Genomic DNA, 20015 nt, shown 5'->3' with positions numbered 1-20015 from the left:
TCAGGGGATGTCCATAAATTTATGAGTTTGGAGAGATATTTTCCAATTCGGGTGATTTTTAACGTATTCGACGATCTCGGGAGTGAATCTCGCTGCCTTACTCCATTCCGGCTGGAGACGTAGGTCGCATAGCGGATTCACCAGGGCTGCATGCTCTTCTGCGAAAGCAAAATCAGCCTTATTGAAAACCACCACCTTCAACTCATCCGCAACTTTGTAGATGCTCGGATGCGGCTTTTTGAATTTTTTGGGAGAAAAACAAACCCAGTCAAAGTCACCTGAAAAAGGATGCGCGCCGGAGGTTTCTATATTGGTCGTAAATCCTTTTTCTTTCAAAAGTGCCGTCAACGGCCCCAGATCGTACATCAAAGGCTCTCCCCCCGTGATCACTGCCAGTCTTCCCGGATGAGCCAAAGCATCCTCCACGACCTGCTCGATAGGCAGCACGGGCCACTTGCCAGCTTCCCAGCTTTCCTTCACATCACACCAGACGCAGCCTACATCACAGCCTCCCAGCCGGATAAAATACGCCGGATAGCCTGTAAATCTGCCTTCTCCCTGGATGGTATAAAAAGCCTCCATGACTGGAAGCTGAAGCCCTGCGGCCACTGATTCTTGCTTGCTTGACGCGATGAGGTCTTGAGTGTTCATGAATTTTTGGTAAAGCGGGAGATTCCACCGCTGGGTGATTTGATAGGGCAAAGGTAAGGATTGGAATATTGAAAAATTCAAAAATTGGAAAATTGACATTCCCGATGCCTCAATTTTCCAGTCTTGCAATCTTTCAATTTTACAATTCTTTAGACATCACCACCCGATAGTCCTCCACGCCTCCTTTTGGAATCACTTCCATGACTTTAAAGCCACGGCTGAGTCCAAAGGAGATCATAGCAGGAAAGCGGTTGCGGGTTTTGAAATAAACAGATCGAAAACCTTTTCCCCTTGCCCAAGTCTCCTGAAATTCTGCCAAGGCATCGGCAATCCCATGCTTTCGAAACTCGGGTCTCACCCCTCCCATCCAAGAATAAAAGGTGTCCGGCGTTTCACTTTGGTAACCGACCTTGAAACCTAGCAGCTCCCCTTCTCTTTCCGCCACCAATGCTAAGAACAGCCGGTGTTTCAACCGATCTGTATAAAATTCCAATGAAGCCTTACCCGGAAACTCCGGGATGCGCTCATGCACCCAGAGAAGTTCCGAGGGAGAGGCTTCTTTGATTTCGAAAGTGAATGACTCTTCCATTGGATTTTGATCTATGAATTACGATTTACGACGCCACAATGAACCTCAACCCAATTCTCAAAAGTCAAACTTCTGGAATTCTCGATTGAAGTTCAAAAAAACGTCGTAAATCCAAAATCGTAATTCGTAAATCCCTATTAATCCTTCTTCACTGTCGGATACGCCACACCAAGTTGTTCCAAATAGGTGTCATACTTTGTCTCGTCGTAGTAGAACTTCTCCATCTGAGGACGGAATTGCTTCATGATTCCTTCATTGAGATAGATTGGCGGTGCGTCTTCGGCGGTGATCATCGGTTTGTAGGTCTCTTCCTTGGTCTGCACGTTTTTGAAGTAATCCCAAGCTTGATCTACCAGTTCAGGCTTTAGTAGAAAGTCCAGGATAGTCATCGCCTCAGCTTTTGCCCCGGCAGTTACTCCCTTGTGCGCGATCGGAGTGGCCATCGCGATGGCGTTGCTCCAGTGATGACCAGGCAAACCGGGAATATTGGACGGATATCTCAAAGTCACGGTCGGCACCACCCAAGACACGTCTCCAATATCATCCGAACCTCCGGAGACTGGCTCCTTTATTGGCAATCCCAGCGTATCGAGTTTGGTTGGCAGTCCTTCTTCTTTGGATCCCAGCTCTTTTTGTACCGCTTTTGCCAGAGTTTGATCATTTTCATCCCATGTTGGCAAGCCTACTTTCAGAATATTCTGATACATCGTCTCGGCAATAGTTTTGTTGAAATGTCTCGGCCAAGCCGTTCCCACGACTTTCGAGGTCATGGTTGTGCCGGTCATCAAAGCCGCGCCTTTTGCAATGTCATTGGCCTGTGCATACATTTCCATGATGCCGTCGTACTTCACATCCCGGAAATAGTACCAGATCGAAGCCTTGGAAGGAACCACATTTGGCTGATCACCACCGTCGGTGATCACTGAATGAGAGCGCTTCAGCGGATGCAGGTGCTCCCGCTTGTAGTTCCAGCCGATATTCATCAATTCGGTTGCATCTGCGGCACTTTTTCCTCTCCAGGGGGCACCTGCTGAGTGAGCAGCTTCTCCCGAAAAGGTATATTCCACTGAAATCAAACCCGTTCCAGATGCTTGGCCGTAGCTCACTCCGAGATTGTTGGCTACGTGGGTGAAGATGCAGATATCCACTCCTTCAAACTTCCCGTCGCGGGTAAACCAAGCTTTCGCCGCCACCAATTCTTCCGCAATTCCAGGCCAGAGGACCAAAGTTCCTCCGATATTCTCACGCTCCATGATCTGTTTCACCGCCAATGCCGCCGTGATATTCAGTGGAATTCCGGAATTGTGCCCCTCTCCATGTCCAGGAGCACCCTCAACGATCGGCTTGTGGTAAGCAACTCCAGGATATTGAGAAGCTTTTGGAATGTTATCCACATCCGAACCCAAGGCGATCACCGGCCCTTCTCCATTTTTCCAGGTGGCAAACCAGGCCGTGGGAATCCCGGACACCCCATGTTCGATAGTAAAACCATTTTTCTCGAGTATTCCGGTCAGGTATTTGGACGACTCGACTTCCTGAAATCCCAGCTCTGCGAAACTGAAGATCTTGTCCACCATCACCTGGCTTTGCTTGTGATTGGCTTCGACGATTTGGGCTGCCTCAGCTTTGAGCGCCTCGATTTGCTTGGGTGTGTATTTTTTCTGGGGAAAAGCTGAGAGGCAAATTCCCCCGGCTAAGACTAGAGATAACAGAATTTTCTTTCTCATAAGGTTGATTGGTTAGGTTTTGGAAAATACAAAAAAGAGCCAAGTGTCTGATACAAAATTGATCAGTGGCAAAAAGCGGGATTTGGGAGGAATTGGAAATTTGACTACCAAAGCCGCCTGATTTTTCTATTTTTGCAGGCATTCAGTCAAAAAATCAAGAATATTTCAATCATGGCGGATTACAACTTCCGGGAAATCGAGCAGAAATGGCAAAACTATTGGAAAGAAAAGGGTACTTTCAAAGCGGAAGTAGATCCTAATCGACCCAAGTTTTATTCCCTGGACATGTTCCCCTATCCATCCGGAGCCGGCCTTCACGTGGGCCATCCGCTGGGTTACATCGCTTCGGATATCGTCAGTCGATTCAAGAAGCTGAAAGGCTTCAATGTCCTCCATCCGATGGGATATGATTCATTCGGCCTTCCTGCCGAGCAGTACGCAATCCAGACCGGACAGCACCCTGCCATCACGACCGAGCAAAACATCACCCGCTATACGGAGCAGCTCAAAAACATCGGCTTTGCCTTTGACTGGGACCGCGAAGTCCGCACTTCGGATCCGGCTTACTATAAGTGGACACAGTGGATTTTTATGCAGCTTTTCAAAAGCTACTACGATCAGGACGCAAACAAAGCCCTTCCCATCGACTCTTTGGTCTCACGCTTTGAGACCCTTGGAAACAAGCAAGTGAAGGCAGTCTGCGACGAAGACACGCCAGTATTCACTGCTGAAGAATGGGCGGCTTTTTCTGAAAGAGAAAAACAGGAAATGCTCCTGAAATACCGCTTGACTTTCCTCGCAGAGACGACTGTCAACTGGTGCGCCGCATTGGGAACAGTGCTTTCCAACGATGAAGTCAAAGACGGCTTCTCCGAAAGAGGCGGCTATCCGGTCGAGCGCAAAAAAATGATGCAATGGTCCATGCGGATCACAGCTTACGCTGATCGCTTGCTTCAGGGACTGGAAAGAGTCGATTGGTCCGAGCCAATCAAAGAGATGCAACGTAACTGGATTGGCAAGTCCATCGGTGCCGATGTAGTTTTTCAGGTAAAAGACTCTGAGCAAAAGATTAAAGTCTTCACCACTCGCGTCGATACGATCTACGGGGTGACATACTTGGCACTGGCGCCGGAGTCCGAGCTGGCAGCAGCACTGATCACCGAAGATCAGCGTGCAAAAGCCGAAGCCTACATCGAAGTTGCCAAAAACCGCTCAGAACGCGAGCGCATGAGTGACGTAAAAACGATCTCCGGTGCCTTCACCGGCTCCTACGCAATCAACCCTTTCAACGGAGAAGAAATCCAGGTTTGGGTTGCTGACTACGTATTGGCTGGATATGGAACCGGTGCTGTCATGGCCGTCCCGGCGCACGACGAGCGGGATTACAACTTTGCGAAGCACTTCGGCTTGGAAATCCGCCAGGTTATCGAGGGCTCGATGGATGAGGGTTCCTTCCCCGGCAAAGGCGGACTAATCATCAATTCAGGCTTTATCTCCAACCTCTACATGAAGGATGCAATGGTGAAAGCCATTGAGTTCCTAGAAGAAAAAGGTATCGGAAAAGGCAAGATCCAGTATAGAATGCGGGATGCGATCTTTACGCGTCAACGCTATTGGGGAGAACCGCTTCCCGTATATTTCAAAGATGGCTTGCCTTACCTGATCGAAGAAAAAGACCTGCCTTTGGTTTTGCCTGAGGTTGATAAATACTTGCCAACTGAAGATGGTGAACCGCCACTCGGACGGGCGAAAGACTGGACCTACAAAACCGCCGATGGGGAATTCCCGCTCGAAATGTCCACCATGCCCGGCTGGGCAGGATCGAGCTGGTATTTCTTCCGCTACATGGATCCGAAAAATGATTCGGTTTTTGCCGACAAAGCGAAAACTGATTATTGGGGTGCGGTGGATTTGTATATCGGAGGGTCTGAGCATGCGACAGGACACCTGTTGTATTCCCGATTCTGGACCAAGTTTCTCCACGATATCGGAGCAGTTCATATCGACGAGCCTTTCCAAAAGATGATCAATCAAGGTATGATCCAAGGGCGATCCAATTTTGTGTATCGCCAGAAAGGCACCAATACCTTTGTTTCCCATGGCCTAAAAGACCAATACGACACCTCCGCCATGCACGTGGATGTGAATATTGTCTACAACGATCAGCTAAATCTGGATAAGTTCAAGGCTTGGCGACCCGACCTGGCCAATGCGGAATTTATCTTGGAAGACGGCAAATACCACTGTGGTTCGGAAGTGGAAAAAATGTCAAAGTCTAAGTACAACGTGGTCAATCCGGACGACATCATCGAGCGATACGGGGCTGACACCCTGAGATTGTATGAGATGTTTCTCGGCCCTTTGGAGCAGTTCAAGCCTTGGAACACCAATGGGATTGACGGCGTATTTAAGTTCTTGAGAAAGCTTTGGAACCTCTACCATAATGCTGCCGGAGAGTTTGCAGTTTCGGATGAACAAGCGAGTAAGGAAGAAATGAAAGCCCTGCACAAAGCCATCAAAAAGATGGAAGAAGACATGGCCAATCATTCCTTTAACACCTCTGTGTCCAGTTTTATGATCTGTGTGAATGAGTTGACCGCCCTGAAGTGTAGTAAAAGAGAGGTCTTGGAACCCTTGGCCCTTTTGGTTTCTCCGTATGCACCGCATATCGCAGAGGAACTCTGGGCACTTTTGGGACATACCAGTTCAATTACCACCGCTGCATTCCCAGAATTCAAAGAAGAATACTTGGTTGAAAGCAATTTTGAATACCCGGTCATGATCAATGGCAAGATGCGAGCAAAGCTGAATTTGTCTCTTTCACTTGCCGTTCCCGAGATCGAAAAAGCCGCCTTGGAAGATTCCCATGTTCAAAAATGGCTGGAAGGGAAAGCTCCGAAAAAGGTGATTATTGTACCGGGCAAGATTGTGAATCTGGTGGTGTAAATCTTATAACAGCTGAGCTTAAGGGGAGACAATGTTTCCCCTTTTTCATTTTCTGACTTACCTTGAAATACATTAGGGCTCCATATGATCATTTATACATTTCCGGTCCATACCGCTTTTATTGACAGAGATCTGGAAATGATCAGTCCTGAGATCAAAATCACAGCATTGGAATTCACCCAAAGCCCACTAAAGCTCCCCCTTTACTTTCTCCTCCAATTCTTCCAGCTGCTCTGGTATCTACCCAAAACCAGCCAATACCTGTCCTTCTTTGGTGGCTATCATTCCGTCTTGCCGGTGTGGTTTGGGAAGGTTTTTGGAAAAAGATGCACGATCCAAGCCGGCGGCACAGACTGCATTAACATGCCCGAGATCGGCTATGGAAACTTCCGGAAAAAGTGGCTTCGAATGGCTACCGCTTACTCCTTCAAAAACTGCTCACTGATCTTACCCGTCGCCGAAGCTCTGGTCAGACAGGACTATCAATACGATCCGGCGATTTCAGAGAAACAGGGATTGCTAAACCTGATCCCAGATCTAAAAACACCGATTCAAGTTATTCCAAACGGCTTTGACACGGATTTTTGGAAGGATTTTGGGAAAAAGAGGCCAGCGAAAAGCTTCATTTCGGTAGCCACCGGGACATCCAAATCTTCCCGCGCGATCGTCAAAGGCTATGATCTAGTCGAGAAACTAGCGAAGAAGCATCCGGATTGGAACTTTACTTTGGTCGGCGATCCAAATTATCGATCTAACAACCCAAATATTAGTATCGTTGGCAAGAAGCAGGCACTTGAACTTTTGGATCTATTTAACTCACACCAGTTCTATCTGCAGCTTTCGACTTCGGAAGGATTCCCCAATGCCTTGGGCGAAGCGATGGCCTCCGGTTGCATCCCGATTGGATCGGCTGTCGGAGCTATTCCAGAGATCATCGGAGACTCCGGAGCGATCTTGAAAACAAAGGATGTGGATCAATTGGAATCCGAGGTGGCTTCACTTTTAAATTCCGATCTTGGCAACCTCCGTTCCAAAGCTTCGAATCGAATCCGGCTGCAATTCAGCTTTTCTACAAGAAAACAATTATTGCTCAGTTGCCTCCGTAGATGAGCGCATTTACTCGAAACATTAGTCGAGCATTACCGATATACTGTCGCCACATTTCCCCTCATACCTTCTACAAAGACTGCTAACATCAGATTTTCCGGATAGAATATTTCGCCTATAGCCAAAAAAAAGCACTGTTTATAGGAGTGACGGCGGAATCACAGAACATTGATTTTCAAAATTATCAGGAAGGATTTTCTGTTTTTAATCTCAGAATCAGAATCTTCTGAAAATCGGTTCATAAAAATATTTCTAACCGGATTTCCAATATTTGACAAAAATCAAAACAAAACTTACCGATTTTTAAACCGGTTTTTTGACTTTCCTCAAAAGATCAAGGAAAATGCCCATAAAAAAAGGGAGCCTTTTTAAAAATAGGCTCCCGGTCAGGGTTTATTGTCAATGGATTAAAACCATATAAACTTTGGCGAATTGCTATGTACAGCGATATTTATATTCACAAAAGTTTCTTAAACCTATCAAAAGAAAGCACAGAATCAAAATATCAGTAAAAAATTTTTCAATTATTTTTTGCTTTGAGATTCCAAACCATGCAAATTCCCCCAAGTGTTTTTTCCTTTTTCCAATTAACTTGTGGCAAACCCGCCCCATGAAAAAGTTATTTTGGTTTTTCGGAGTTGTCTTGGTGCTCTACCTCGTCGGAATCAACACTTTGCCCTCTTATGTCGAGTCGAAGCGGAACCCTGTGAAAACCGCAGGTCCTTACAAGGTGTCAGCAGAAGCTCAAGCGATCTATGATCGGCTGGATTTCATCTCCGACTTGCACTGCGACGCGTTACTTTGGGGAAGAGACCTGACCAAGAGAGGAACACGAGGACATGTTGACTTTCCGCGAATGAGAGAGGCCCACGTGGGCTTGGAGATGTTCACCATCGTCTCCAAATCTCCCTCCGGGCAAAACATGAAGAGAAATACGGCCGACACTTTTGATAACATCACACCGCTGACCATTGCAAAAGGCGAAGGACCATGGAATTGGTTTAGCCTAGTCAACAGAGCCGTTTCCCAATCGGAGGACTTAGCCGATTTCGTGGCTGAGGAAGGAGAAAAAGCCATTTTCATCAAGTCTAAGGCTGACTTGGAAAAACTGATCGAAGCCCGAAAGTCCGACAAAGAAGTAATCGGAGCCATGCTGGGAATCGAAGGAGGACACGCGCTGGAGGGCAAAATCGAAAATCTCGACGTCGTCTACAATGCCGGAGTCCGGATGATAGGGCCAACTCACTTTTTTGACAACGAATTCGGTGGATCTGCACACGGCGAAAACGGAGAAGGACTGACCGACTTTGGCAAAGCAGCCGTCAAGCGGATGAATGAACTTGGGATATTTGTCGATTTGGCTCACTCCTCCCCGGCTATCGTCGATGATGTCCTGAACCTCAGCTCAGCACCCGTCATCGTGTCTCACACCGGAATCCGCGCTGTCCTGGATTCCCCACGCAATCTCAGCGACGAACAAATCAACAAAATAACGGCCAAGGGCGGCATCATTGGAATCGCATTTTTTGATATGGCGGTGGGCGAGCCGGAACTGCCCAATATTATCGCTTCCATCAAACACGTGCGCGACTTGGTCGGTATTGAATATGTTGCTTTGGGATCTGACTACGACGGTTCGGTGGCTGTTCCCTTTGACATCACAGGCCTTCCGCTGATCGTTGAGGGGCTTATCAATGCAGGCTTTACCGAAGAGGAAATCCGGGCAGTGATGGGGGAAAATGTCAAACGCTTTTTCCTTGAAAACTTAAAGTAGTCCATGAGCGAGCGTCAAACCCATCGTCAAACTCTCCGATTTGGGAAAATTCAGGAATACCTTCGGGAGTTTGTCTACGGTGGCATCGACGGCGCAGTCACGACCTTTGCCGTCGTCGCTGGGGGTTTTGGAGCGAATCTGGATGCCGGCGTCCTACTCATCTTGGGCTTTGCAAATCTGCTGGCCGACGGGTTTTCGATGTCAGTAGGAGCCTATTTGTCTGCCAAAAGTGAGCGGGACAATTTTAGCAAGCATGAGAAAATCGAATACTGGGAGGTTGAAAACATGCCGGAAACGGAGCGCGAAGAAATCGCAGAAATCTATCGGGAAAAGGGCTTCGAAGGAGAACTCCTGACCAACATAGTCGATCATATCTGTGCTAACAAAGAACTCTGGGTCAGCGAGATGATGAAAGACGAATTGGGACTGATTCGCGAGACCAAAAGCCCGTTCAAAATCGGATTCGCCACGCTGCTTTCATTCTCCGCTGTCGGGCTTATCCCACTTCTGGTCTACCTCTGGGATTTTTTCTTCCCCAGCGATATTAATGTATTTCTTTGGACAAGTATTTTGACCGGCTTTGCATTTCTTATCGTCGGCTGGCTCAAGGGGATCGTAAACCAAACTTCCACGCTCAAAAGTATTACCGAGACTGTCGCACTTGGGCTTTTGGCCGCAGTAGTGGCTTATTTTGTAGGGGATGTGTTAGAACAAATTTTTATCTAAACAATAATGAAAACAATCGAAGAGGTATTGATCCGAATGGATCAGATTGTCGCTGAGTGCAAAGCGAGGCAATCAAGAATCGGCTATTTCGCGATCTTGTACCGTCAGGTCACTCGCCGGGTCCGCGACGGAATCCTCGCTGGTGAGTTTGAAGACAATCTTCGAATGGAGCTTTTGGATGTGATTTTTGCGAAGCGATTTATCGACGCCTACACGGCTTGGAATATGGGAATAGCCACCACTGAAAGCTGGCGTTTGGCCTTTGATGCAAGCAAAAACTCTGGGCATCTGGTGCTGCAGCACCTTTTCCTTGGAATCAACGCTCATATCAACCTCGACTTGGGAATAGCTGCTTCCGAGACCATGGTCGACAAGGAAATCGCCGGAATTCAGGGGGATTTTAACCAGATCAATGCGCTCCTATCCGAACTCGTCGACGGCGTCAAAGCCAACATCAGCGTGGTCTCTCCGATCTTTGGCTGGCTGGTGCCTTTGGCCAAAGGCAGAGATGAAATGCTTCTAAACTTCTCCATCCAACTGGCGCGCGACGGAGCATGGGAGTATGCTGGCGAATATCACGGCGACGCCAACAAAGATTTCCAGATCAGCGACCGGGACAAAAACATCTCAAAACTCGCCCAGAAACTGATCAATCCGGGAAAATTCCTCGCTGTAATTGTCAAAATCGTCGGTCTTCTGGAATGGAAATCCGTCAGCAAGACCATGGATCAACTGGACGTAGTCGTGAAAAAAGCATTGAATCAATAGACGTATTTTTCCAAAAAGTCCCGGCAACTCAGGATGGGAACTTTTGCATGAAGTACATCAAACGTTCCTTTTCCATTTCTCCTCTATGTCAGCGATTTCCGCTTCAGTTTGTGCTTTGTTTTTCTTGTTGGTTTTCTCCTTTTTCAGATCTGTTGCATAAAAGTGTGTATCCTGAAAGTAACCCACCCTTGCCTCGGATTCCCCTTTCGCAAAAGTCCATTTTTCACCTTTGAACAACTTCACTTTATCCTCATGCAGTTCTAGCAACTCGTCATACGGGCCGCGTGCAGAGATCAATTTGACAAAAATCGGTGCGGTCTCAATTGCGATAAACAGCAGCATGATAAAGATATTAGCCATCGCCATGGCTGAGCTCTCGGTGGTCAGCACAGACAGCGCATCCATCCGGGCAGCCAGCCCATCAAATCCCTCAATTCCGGGTTGTTGCTTTTCAAATTCTGCCTGACGCGACGCGATAAATTCCCGGATCTGAGCTTCCAAAGTATCGACCCTCACTTGGTTTCTTTTCCGCAAATCATCCAACGCCAATTGTGCAGCATCGAGCTGTTGCTCCTTCTTTTTGGCGTTGGTACCCAGCCCGACAATCCCACTCGTGCCGGAGGTTTTCTCCCCAAATCGCTCCGCATCGTATTCCTTTTGAACCTGATCCCGAAAAACTTCCGCCTGATTCACTTCGGATTTCAAGGTGTCGATTTTCGCTTCCAAGTCCTGGATTTCAGGAAAGCCTTTGGCCAAGTTCAACTTGGATTGGGTTATGAACTCCGTCTTTTTCTCATCGAGCTTGCGGTTGATCTCCCGCTCAAACATCTTCAACTCAAGCGGTTTGGATATCACCAAAGCGAGCAACACAGCCAATACCAATCTCGGAATTGCCAACTTCCATTCTGCCCACGCATTTTCCCTTTTTCGCATACTGGACACGATAAATCTATCCAGGTTGAAGATCATGAGCCCCCAGAGCAACCCAAAAAAGATCGCAGGAACCAAGGATTGAAACACGGTAAAGAGTGCATATCCGGCTGCCAACGCCGCCAAAACTCCCGTAAAAAAGACAGTGGCACCGATTCCCATATACTTGTTGGACTCGGTAGGGGCTCGCTTGAGCAAGGCAAAATTTGCCCCACTGCAAAACCAGAAGAAACGGGTGATTGTCTGCATAATTTGGGAGGTTGCGGGTTGGATCCGAATTAAGAACGCTAAAAGGGTTCCAAAAAGATGGATACGATTTTCCAAAGCCCGGAAAAGAGTAGAAATGTGACAAAAACCCACTTTTATGGGGTAGAAAAGGATGTTGACTTTCGACCTTGCTCCCATAGATCAAACAGTCCCTTTGTCCGAAGTGTACATTTTCGTGCAAAAGATGCGCGCTCACAGCCCATGATTTTCAATGCTTGGGACGCATCACATTTGCTAAAAGAAAGATGCCAAATCGATTTTAGGGCATTTGATTTTGAATAGGATGTTTTACTTTATACCCGAATCAGTCAAATAGATCATGAAACCCACCCGATTTTCAGCATTGCTGCTCCTTTTTGCCCTCCTGCTTTGGGGAAAAACACAGGCTCAGGACCTTCCCTTCGAAAAGGAAGTCAGAGAGATTTCTGCCCGGCTGGACAGCTTGGGTTGGAGTCAAGGAAGCACTGTCTTCACCGGAAGTTCTACTATCCGCATGTGGAAGGACGTTCAATCGACCTTTCCGGACACGCCCATTTTGAATACGGGCTTTGGAGGATCCAAGTCTTCTGATCTTGAAAAGCAGCTGTTCCCATTGGTAATTCGCCTAGAGCCCAGTCGGGTTTTCATCTACGAAGGAGACAATGACCTTTGGTCTGATGTGCCGACCGCTGATATCATGACCAGCATGGACAATATTATCACTCGATTGCAACTGGTCAACCCAACGATTGAAATCTTTTTGATCGGAGCCAAGCCGAGCCCATCCCGCTGGGACAAGAAAGAAAACTACTTGATCTTCAACGAAATGCTAAAACAATACTGTCAGGCAAAAGAGGGGGTGAATTTCGTGGACACCTGGAAACCGCTCACAGACCAGAAGGGAAATCCGAGGCCGGAATTATACATCGACGACCAGCTGCATCTCAACGAAGACGGGTATAAAATCTGGGCAGAGATCTTTAAGCCATTCTTTGAAAAATAGCCCCTCTATCCTTCCCTCTTGTTCAAGGAAGGAATGAAGTGGTCTTTATTCGCTCGCTACTTTTGAGGTCAAAAATTGATAAGAGCCCGCTGTTGGCGGCGTTTATTTTTCTTTTCTCTAAAACGACTTCTGAACGGAATTTCCTTTTTCCAAAAAGCAGAAATCGAAAAATCACTAAGGATCAAAACCTTACACCAGTCCCGTCCACAGGTGCATTCTCTAAGTTTGGGCATTTTGAAATTAAAACTAAACTAGAGTCAGAACCTGATTTTTCTCAGGTTTTTTATTGGAATTAATACCAACTTTTGACTTGAACCGGTCAATTTGAATTCCATCAAGGGCCGCGCTCTCAATTGTCCAACTGTTGATTTTGTAATCGCACCAAAAACGTACGAGAGACTATTACGCTGCTAATTCCATTTCCTATGAAATTTAACTTTAATCCAAAAACCCTGCTTTTTGGTTTTTTATCCCTCCCCTTTTTGCTCGCGTCCTGTAAGAAAGAAGTGGTCACAGAGGCTCCGCCGATGAAAGTAAACGTCGTGAAAGCAATCCAAAGCGACGTCCCACTTTATGAAGATTTTGTAGCTCAGGTCTATGGTCAATCAGATGTAGATATCCGGGCGCGTGTCGAAGGATGGGTGACATCGGTCAATTTTAAGGAAGGCTCCGCCGTGAAAAAAGGTCAACTGCTCTATACCATCGATGATATTGAGTACAAAAACCGACTTGACCGGCAGGCTAGCGAGGTCACTCAGGCAACGACAGAACTGGTAAGGGCAGAAAGTGAGCTCAGCCGGGTAAGACCCTTGACCGAGTTGAATGCGCTCAGTAAGAAAGACCTGGACAACGCCGTCGCTGAGTTTGAAGCGGCAAAAGCGCACGTCGCCGCTACCAAGTCTTCTCTTGAGAATGCAAAAGTGGAATTGGGCTACACCCGGGTATTGGCTCCTTTTGACGGAATAGTGGGAATCTCCAATGTCCGGGAAGGAGACTACGTAAGCCGCACTGGGACGTCTATCTTGACTACAATTTCCAGCGTCACCGGTGTCCGGGTCAGATTTCAGATCAGCGAACGTGAATATCTCCGCATTGCCCAGCTCACTCCGGAGGAAATAGAGGGAGCCAAAAACAACGTTCAGCTGATGCTAGCCGACGGTTCGATCTACAGTGAAATGGGAACTGTGAATTTTGCCGATCGTGAGATTGATCCTTCGACCGGTACGATGACTATCGAGAGTACTTTTCCAAATCCGAACGGTCTTCTTCGTCCGGGACTTTTTGTGAAAGCCCGTATCCTGTTCAGCACCTATGCCGGAGCTGTGATGATTCCGCAGCGCGCAGTCGTGCAGCTCCAGCACATCTCCCAAGTCTATGTGGTAGGCGAATCAGATAGCCTAAAGGTAACGACCATCGAACCGGGCCCAAAGGTCGGTGATGCATGGATCATCAAAAGCGGACTAAAAGCCGGCGACCGGGTAGCGATCATTGGCTCTGCCGGTGTGACTCCGAACGCCAAGATTGAAGTAGTGGAGCAAAAATGGCCAGAAGAAAACAAATGAAGCAGCTCTCTCCTAATTCTAACTATCTGACTCCAGCACTATGAGTGAGTTTTTTATACGAAGACCCATAGTCGCCATGGTGATCTCGATCCTGATGATCATCATGGGATTGATTACACTCAGCGGCATCCCCATCTCCAAGTACCCGGACATCACCCCTCCGATGATCCAGGTGACCACGACCTTTACCGGTGCCAACGCTGTCAACGTCGAACAGGCCGTTGCCACACCGATTGAGCAGCAGGTAAACGGTGTAGAAGAGATGCTCTACATGAAGTCCATCAACGGCTCCGATGGATCACTTACTCTTCAGGTTTCCTTCGAAGTAGGTACAAACTTGGACAATGCCAACATGCTGACCCAAAACAGGGTTTCGCAGGCCAGCGCCAAGATGCCGACTGAAGTCAAAAACTTCGGAGTGACTACCAAAAAATCGCTTGTATTCCCGCTGATGCTGGTGTCGCTTTCTTCGCCGAATGCAACCTACGACGGGCTTTTCCTCAACAACTACGCAAACATCAACATCGTCGATCAGCTCAAGCGAATCAGAGGTGTAGGTGACGTTTTCTTGTTTGGCGGGGCGGATTATTCGATGAGAATCTGGCTTGATCCAGATCTGCTTACCAAGCTTAATCTGACGGTCAATGACGTGTCAAATGCGGTGAAAAAGCAAAATGCGATCGCTCCCGGCGGAAAGTTCGGAGCTCCGCCTACCCCCGCGGGAGTGGAATACACCTACACGGTTACACTCCAAGAGCGACTAATCACTGAGGAAGAATTTGGCAATATCATCGTCAAAGCGGATGATAAAGGCTCCATTGTACGTCTCAAAGACATCTCCCGACTGGAACTTGGCCTCGACAACTACAACTCCACCAGTAGGCTGAATACCAAGCCAGCCGCTTCCATCGTGGTCTTCCAGATCCCAGGCTCCAATGCCTTGGAAGTATCGGAGGCGGTGCAGACCACCATGGCAAATCTGGAGGGTTTCTTCCCCGAGGATCTGAAATATGACATCGCGCTAAATACCACCAGGGCTATCTCCGTCGGCATCTCGGAGATCGTCCATACGCTCTTTGAAGCGGTAGCGCTCGTGATTATCGTCGTGTTCCTGTTTCTACAAGACTGGCGGGCGACGTTGATCCCATTGCTGACCGTTCCGGTTTCCTTGCTGGGGACATTTATTATCTTCCCGATTTTGGGCTTTTCGGTAAATGTGCTTTCGCTTCTGGGGCTAGTCCTCGCCATAGGACTCGTCGTCGATGATGCGATCGTGGTGGTCGAGGCCGTCATGCACAACATCGAGCACGGCATGAAACCAAAAGAGGCTACCCAAAAAGCAATGAAAGAAGTGGGCGGTCCGGTCGTCGCCATTGCCTTGATTCTTGCCGCTGTTTTCGTACCGGTCGCTTTTGCAGGCGGCATTACGGGTCGACTTTATCAGCAGTTTGCGATCACCATCGCTATCTCGGTTTTGTTCTCCGCATTCAATGCCTTGACCTTGAGCCCAGCTTTGTCCGCCATTATTTTGAAACCTAAGAAAGAATCGAACGGTTGGCTTCAACGCTTCTTCAACGCTTTCAACAGAGGCTTTGACAAGTTTACACTGGGCTATACCGGCATCGCAGGTGCGGTTGCAAAAAAATCCATCCGTTCCTTGATCATCATTGGCTTTGTAATCGGTGGGATTTTCCTCCTAAATGGAGGAATTCCAGGCGGCTTCGTGCCTGAAGAAGACGAAGGCTACTTCCTGATCAATATGCAGTTGCCGGATGCGGCTTCTATGGAACGCACGGATGAAGTCGCTAAAAAGATCGAAGCGATTCTGGGCGAGCACGAAGAAATCCAATATTCAACGATGGTATTGGGCTACAGCTTGTTGACAACGGCTTATTCTACCAACAACGCTTTCGTCTTCGTATCGCTGAAACCTTGGGAAGAGCGGACCAAAACCGCCAAACAACTGATCGCTGAAACCAATCAGGCTTTCCGACAAACGATCACCGAAGCGACGGCGATTGCCTTTGGTCCTCCGCCGATCGAGGGTCTGGGAACCTCAGCGGGCTTCACCCTGCAGCTCCAGGATCGCTCCGGCAACAGTCCTCAATTTTTGGACGAGCAGGCCAAAGTCTTCATGGCCGAAGCGCGCAAAAGACCCGAAATCGGAAACATTTTCACGCTTTACCGATCGAACGTTCCTCAGAAAAAAATCCAGATCGACTACGACAAAGCTGAGAAGATGGGGATAGACCTTTCTGAGATTACCAGCACCGTGTCTACCTATCTCGGTAGCGCTTATGTCAATGATTTCAACAGGTTCGGCCGCCAATACAAAGTCTTTGTGCAGGCGGAAGGTCAAAACAGATTGGGTGAGGATGACTTGGCCAGCTATTATGTGCGAAGCAAAACCGGTGAAATAATCCCGTTAAGCACTTTAGTCGTGGTCGAGGACATCACCGGTCCCTCCTACACCAACCGATTCAACATGTATCGGGCGGCGGAAATCTCCGGAGCGCCCAAGGAAGGATTTAGCTCAGCGGACGCACTCCAAGCGCTCGAAGAAGTCGCGGCAACCATGCCTCAGGAAATCGGCATGGCGTTCAGCAACATGTCTTATCAGGAGAAGGCCGCGGAAGGTACCGGGGGCACCATGTTCCTAATGGCTTTAGTCTTTGTCTTCTTGATCCTAGCGGCTCAATATGAAAGCTGGACCCTGCCTTTCTCTGTGCTACTCGGTGTACCGGCTGCGGTGTTTGGGGCATTCCTCGGACTCTGGCTGGGCGGACTTTGGAGCGTCAGTTATGTAAACAATGTGTTTGCGCAGATCGGACTCGTGATGCTCATTGGTTTGACTGCGAAAAACGCCATCCTCATCGTCGAATTTGCGAAGATGCTCCACGAAGAGCAGGGCAAATCACTTTACGAAGCAGCGATGGAATCTGCCAAACTGCGACTTCGCCCCATTCTGATGACTTCATTTGCCTTTATGCTCGGGGTAGTTCCATTGCTCACGGCAAGTGGTGCAGGCGCCGAAGCCAGAAAGGTCATGGGAATGGCCGTCTTCAGCGGCACGTTGATCGCAACTATCATCGGGGTAATCATCGTGCCGGGCTTGTATGTCTTGATCGAAAGTATCGGAAAGAAAAAGAAACCGACCCCACCGGCTTCTCCTGCTGTCTCACCTTCTGAACCGACTCATTGATATGAAATCGAGCACGAAGAAAGGGCCCCACGAAGAGATGATTCTTGCCTCTGGAAAATCCTCCCGCTCCGCAGCGGACGGGACAGGCTATGCGGCTGTTAAAATTCAATTAGAACCCATGAAAAATCTAATCATACCGATATTCATCTTGTTGGTTCTGGCAGGTTGTGCAGTTGGGCCAAAGTATTCCCGACCTGAAACGGTCGAAACCAAAACTCCGGAGGGATATTTTCAACCTGTGGGAAATCCCGATTCTATCTCCAACCTTGCTTGGTGGGACGTATACCAGGATACCGTACTTCGGTCTCTGATCCAAAATGCGGTCGATTCCAACCTGAATCTACTGACTGCAATGGCTCGGGTAGAAGAGGCACAGGCGATTCTGGGCTACAACAAGGCCAACATGGGTCCTGCCATCGGATATGGAGCATCCGCAAGAGCTTCGGATTTCGGAGATCGGGCTCAGGAGGCAGGCGTCGGATTCAATACCAATTCCTACAATGTGTTGGGAAATATCTCCTGGGAGATCGACATCTGGGGAAAACTCAGACATGCCAACCGTGCAGCTTACGCTGAATTGTTGGCTTCGGAAGAGAACAGAAAATCGATCTTCATCAGCGTGATCGCACAGGTTGCCGAGCTTTATTTCAACCTGCGAGGTTTGGATGATCGCTATCGAATCACGGAGCGAACCTATCAAACCCGATTGGAATATCTGAGAATCATTAATCTCCGATTTGAAAAAGGGGACGTATCAGAATTGGACAAGCTCCAAGCGGAGCAGATTGCCGCCGACGCCAAAGCAGGGATGTACAGTTTGGAACGCGAAATGATCTTTGTGGAAAATGCTCTCGGTGTACTGACAGGAAAAACTTACTCTCCCATCGTCAGAGGCCTTCAAAATGATCAGCAGCAACTCCCATTGGACATCCCGACCGGATTGCCCTCGGAGCTACTGGAAAGACGGCCAGACATCGTCCAAGCTGAGCAACTTTTGGTCGCCCAGACCGAGCGAATTGGTGTCGCTGTTGCAATGCGATTTCCCTCCCTGAGCCTGACCGGCTTCTTTGGAGTTGCCAGCCCGGACATCTCCAAATTGTTTGTATCAGGCGCAGTCTTGGGTTCGGTCACCGGCCAACTGGCAGGTCCGCTTTTCCAATTCGGCCAAAATAAAAGAAGGGTAGAAGCTGAACGCGCCCGTGCCAAGCAATATGCTTACAACTACGAACAGACAATCTTGGAGGCATTTGCAGAGGTAGAAAATTCCCTCGCAGAAATCCGGACTTATTCCAATGAATATGACGCCAGAGTGGAGCAGGTCACCGCTACTACCAAGTCATTGATGCTTTCCAAAGCGCTATATGACAACGGCTACACCTCTTTCCTGCAAGTCTTGGATGCCGAGCGGGAACTGTATTATTCCGAATTTGAAAAATCCCTGGCACTTCAGTATCAATTGACCTCCACAGTGAGACTTTACAAGGCACTCGGCGGAGGCTGGTAACTCGGACTTAACCAAATCAAAAAGGGCTGAAAATTGAGTTTTTCAGCCCTTTCGATTTTCAGGGAAAAACGACTTCAGACGAATTTTCTTAGGCTTAGCATATAACCCAAATGTATGCCTTCGTGGTAATTGTTGAATTCAAGCGAATCGGCCAGCGTAGACAGAAGAAACCCTGTAGCAGTCTGTCGTCCGGTGAACCTTTGAAATACCCCGGTCGAAAGATCCGACTCCGTCTGATCCACAAGCGAGATCAATAGCGTCTTCAACTCATCTGCCTCCGGTTGGGAGGTTGGCGACACGGGTTTGGTTCCTGGTTTGTAGGCATCAAATAGCTCACTGGAGATGTTCATTGGAAGGCTTGACAGTCGGTAGATCAGGGATTGCTGAGCAACAATGATGTGCCCGATGTTCCAGATCAGGTTGTTGTTAAATCCTGTCGGCACTTTATTCAGTTGCTCGAGATCATACTTTTCAAAGTAATCCAAGTAGATGTTTCTGCTGGTTTTCCAGGTTTTAAGTAGTGCTTCCATTTTATTTCGGGTTGGGTAAAATCGGGATTTTCGGCTTGCCGCTCATTGGCTTCGCGTTGAGATTGGGTAAAAGTGAAAGTTACAACATCTGGCTTTTAGTCAAGCATTGCATGGATACTACTCCAGGTCAAAACCTCCTGAAAAACTTCCTTTTTCGCAGAAACAAAACAGGCTTCCTGAATCCAGAAAGCCCGTTTTATTTTATTTCAAAACTCTGACAACCACCGGTTAGGCTTCCTCCAGCGTCTTTTTGGATTTTCGGTAAAGGTGTGAGTTCAGGATATTTCTTCTGGCAAAGCGATACGCATTGTCAGCATTCAAAAACTTGTTGTAGATATTCTTGGTCACTCCAAAATACTCGTAGGTATTACCATCCAAGAAAGTGATTTCGAGCAGCTGGTTTTTGTAATGAAAGTCAGCGATCCCCGATTCGGTGGCGGTCTTGGTATATTCCTCCAGATTGGCCGCGTGGGTTTCCGGTGCGATGCTTACCAAAAAATGATAGGCATCGATGATCTTTGTGCTTTTCTCTCTGGCTTCGGCTGCTCTCTCATCTCCTTCGAGAAATTTGTCAGGATGCCATTCTTTCACCAAGTTTCTATAGGTAGTCTTCAATTGTTTCAGATCAAGGGGTTCCTCCACATTGAAAATCTTCTTATACTCATTGATTCGCTTCATCGCTTCATTTTTAAAATCCCGCAAAGCTACGGATATTAAATCAGGCCGCCAGCAAATCTGAAAACCAACGGC

At 48.0% G+C, this 20015-nt stretch carries 15 protein-coding genes; 9 read left to right on the top strand and 6 right to left on the bottom strand.

From position 1 onward, the window contains the following. The 3 genes from G459_RS0121885 to G459_RS0121875 all read right to left on the bottom strand — a co-directional run bounded on the left by G459_RS0121885 (position 1) and on the right by G459_RS0121875 (position 2967). Positions 1-651 carry a 7-carboxy-7-deazaguanine synthase QueE gene (locus tag G459_RS0121885; protein ID WP_026969536.1) on the bottom strand — a complete coding sequence of 217 codons (651 nt, stop codon included), beginning with the start codon at positions 649-651 and terminating at the stop codon, positions 1-3. A gap of 139 nt (positions 652-790) precedes the next feature. Further along, complete coding sequence (locus tag G459_RS0121880) at positions 791-1240, bottom strand: GNAT family N-acetyltransferase (protein WP_026969535.1); 450 nt, start codon at positions 1238-1240, stop codon at positions 791-793. A 137-nt stretch (positions 1241-1377) separates the two neighbouring features. Continuing rightward, positions 1378-2967, bottom strand: a complete 1590-nt coding sequence (locus tag G459_RS0121875) for an amidohydrolase (RefSeq protein ID WP_035456651.1) — start codon at positions 2965-2967, stop codon at positions 1378-1380. A gap of 171 nt (positions 2968-3138) precedes the next feature. Between G459_RS0121875 and leuS the strand changes: the two genes are divergently transcribed. The 5 genes from leuS to G459_RS0121835 all read left to right on the top strand — a co-directional run bounded on the left by leuS (position 3139) and on the right by G459_RS0121835 (position 10288). After that, complete coding sequence (gene leuS, locus G459_RS0121865) at positions 3139-5913, top strand: leucine--tRNA ligase (protein ID WP_026969533.1); 2775 nt, start codon at positions 3139-3141, stop codon at positions 5911-5913. Between the two features lie 84 nt (positions 5914-5997). Continuing rightward, entirely contained in the window at positions 5998-7023 is a 1026-nt protein-coding gene (locus G459_RS0121860; protein ID WP_026969532.1) for a glycosyltransferase family 4 protein, read from the top strand. 607 nt (positions 7024-7630) lie between these two features. Beyond that, the gene (locus tag G459_RS0121845) at positions 7631-8794 is read left to right on the top strand and encodes a dipeptidase (RefSeq protein ID WP_026969530.1); all 1164 of its coding nucleotides are present in this window, start codon (positions 7631-7633) and stop codon (positions 8792-8794) included. A 3-nt stretch (positions 8795-8797) separates the two neighbouring features. After that, positions 8798-9520 carry a VIT1/CCC1 transporter family protein gene (locus G459_RS0121840; protein WP_026969529.1) on the top strand — a complete coding sequence of 241 codons (723 nt, stop codon included), beginning with the start codon at positions 8798-8800 and terminating at the stop codon, positions 9518-9520. Between the two features lie 6 nt (positions 9521-9526). Then, positions 9527-10288 carry a DUF5995 family protein gene (locus tag G459_RS0121835; protein ID WP_026969528.1) on the top strand — a complete coding sequence of 254 codons (762 nt, stop codon included), beginning with the start codon at positions 9527-9529 and terminating at the stop codon, positions 10286-10288. 57 nt (positions 10289-10345) lie between these two features. Here the strand turns inward: G459_RS0121835 and G459_RS0121830 are convergent, their stop codons facing one another. After that, a complete protein-coding gene (locus tag G459_RS0121830) occupies positions 10346-11467 on the bottom strand; it encodes a DUF4407 domain-containing protein (protein ID WP_026969527.1) in 1122 nt (373 codons plus the stop codon). A 337-nt stretch (positions 11468-11804) separates the two neighbouring features. On the opposite strand from G459_RS0121830, the gene G459_RS0121825 reads away from it, so the two are divergent. From G459_RS0121825 to G459_RS0121810, 4 genes are all read left to right on the top strand, one after another. Further along, positions 11805-12467, top strand: a complete 663-nt coding sequence (locus G459_RS0121825) for a GDSL-type esterase/lipase family protein (RefSeq protein WP_026969526.1) — start codon at positions 11805-11807, stop codon at positions 12465-12467. 425 nt (positions 12468-12892) lie between these two features. Beyond that, a complete protein-coding gene (locus tag G459_RS0121820; protein ID WP_035456649.1) occupies positions 12893-14029 on the top strand; it encodes an efflux RND transporter periplasmic adaptor subunit in 1137 nt (378 codons plus the stop codon). 40 nt (positions 14030-14069) lie between these two features. Then, on the top strand, positions 14070-17231 hold the full coding sequence (locus G459_RS0121815; RefSeq protein ID WP_035456646.1) for an efflux RND transporter permease subunit: 3162 nt from the start codon (positions 14070-14072) through the stop codon (positions 17229-17231). Positions 17232-17349: 118 nt separating this feature from the next. Beyond that, entirely contained in the window at positions 17350-18735 is a 1386-nt protein-coding gene (locus G459_RS0121810; RefSeq protein WP_026969523.1) for an efflux transporter outer membrane subunit, read from the top strand. Positions 18736-18809: 74 nt separating this feature from the next. On the opposite strand, the gene G459_RS0121805 is transcribed toward G459_RS0121810, so the two are convergent. Both G459_RS0121805 and G459_RS0121795 read right to left on the bottom strand, forming a co-directional pair. Then, positions 18810-19265: a DinB family protein gene (locus G459_RS0121805; protein WP_026969522.1), complete on the bottom strand. Its 456-nt coding sequence runs from the start codon at positions 19263-19265 to the stop codon at positions 18810-18812. A gap of 228 nt (positions 19266-19493) precedes the next feature. Further along, complete coding sequence (locus tag G459_RS0121795; RefSeq protein WP_026969520.1) at positions 19494-19943, bottom strand: KTSC domain-containing protein; 450 nt, start codon at positions 19941-19943, stop codon at positions 19494-19496. Between the last annotated feature and the right edge of the window lie 72 nt (positions 19944-20015).

Origin of the sequence: Algoriphagus terrigena DSM 22685 (assembly GCF_000429445.1) — a bacterium.
Lineage (GTDB): Bacteria > Bacteroidota > Bacteroidia > Cytophagales > Cyclobacteriaceae > Algoriphagus > Algoriphagus terrigena.
This window is presented reverse-complemented; position numbering and strand designations above follow the sequence as displayed.

What these genes read in the sequence shown, in the direction of transcription:
- G459_RS0121885 (WP_026969536.1), bottom strand. Translation starts at nt 651, where the DNA reads ATGAACACTCAAGACCTCATCGCGTCAAGCAAGCAAGAATCAGTGGCC.
- G459_RS0121880 (WP_026969535.1), bottom strand. Translation starts at nt 1,240, where the DNA reads ATGGAAGAGTCATTCACTTTCGAAATCAAAGAAGCCTCTCCCTCGGAA.
- G459_RS0121875 (WP_035456651.1), bottom strand. Translation starts at nt 2,967, where the DNA reads ATGAGAAAGAAAATTCTGTTATCTCTAGTCTTAGCCGGGGGAATTTGC.
- leuS (WP_026969533.1), top strand. Translation starts at nt 3,139, where the DNA reads ATGGCGGATTACAACTTCCGGGAAATCGAGCAGAAATGGCAAAACTAT.
- G459_RS0121860 (WP_026969532.1), top strand. Translation starts at nt 5,998, where the DNA reads ATGATCATTTATACATTTCCGGTCCATACCGCTTTTATTGACAGAGAT.
- G459_RS0121845 (WP_026969530.1), top strand. Translation starts at nt 7,631, where the DNA reads ATGAAAAAGTTATTTTGGTTTTTCGGAGTTGTCTTGGTGCTCTACCTC.
- G459_RS0121840 (WP_026969529.1), top strand. Translation starts at nt 8,798, where the DNA reads ATGAGCGAGCGTCAAACCCATCGTCAAACTCTCCGATTTGGGAAAATT.
- G459_RS0121835 (WP_026969528.1), top strand. Translation starts at nt 9,527, where the DNA reads ATGAAAACAATCGAAGAGGTATTGATCCGAATGGATCAGATTGTCGCT.
- G459_RS0121830 (WP_026969527.1), bottom strand. Translation starts at nt 11,467, where the DNA reads ATGCAGACAATCACCCGTTTCTTCTGGTTTTGCAGTGGGGCAAATTTT.
- G459_RS0121825 (WP_026969526.1), top strand. Translation starts at nt 11,805, where the DNA reads ATGAAACCCACCCGATTTTCAGCATTGCTGCTCCTTTTTGCCCTCCTG.
- G459_RS0121820 (WP_035456649.1), top strand. Translation starts at nt 12,893, where the DNA reads ATGAAATTTAACTTTAATCCAAAAACCCTGCTTTTTGGTTTTTTATCC.
- G459_RS0121815 (WP_035456646.1), top strand. Translation starts at nt 14,070, where the DNA reads ATGAGTGAGTTTTTTATACGAAGACCCATAGTCGCCATGGTGATCTCG.
- G459_RS0121810 (WP_026969523.1), top strand. Translation starts at nt 17,350, where the DNA reads ATGAAAAATCTAATCATACCGATATTCATCTTGTTGGTTCTGGCAGGT.
- G459_RS0121805 (WP_026969522.1), bottom strand. Translation starts at nt 19,265, where the DNA reads ATGGAAGCACTACTTAAAACCTGGAAAACCAGCAGAAACATCTACTTG.
- G459_RS0121795 (WP_026969520.1), bottom strand. Translation starts at nt 19,943, where the DNA reads ATGAAGCGAATCAATGAGTATAAGAAGATTTTCAATGTGGAGGAACCC.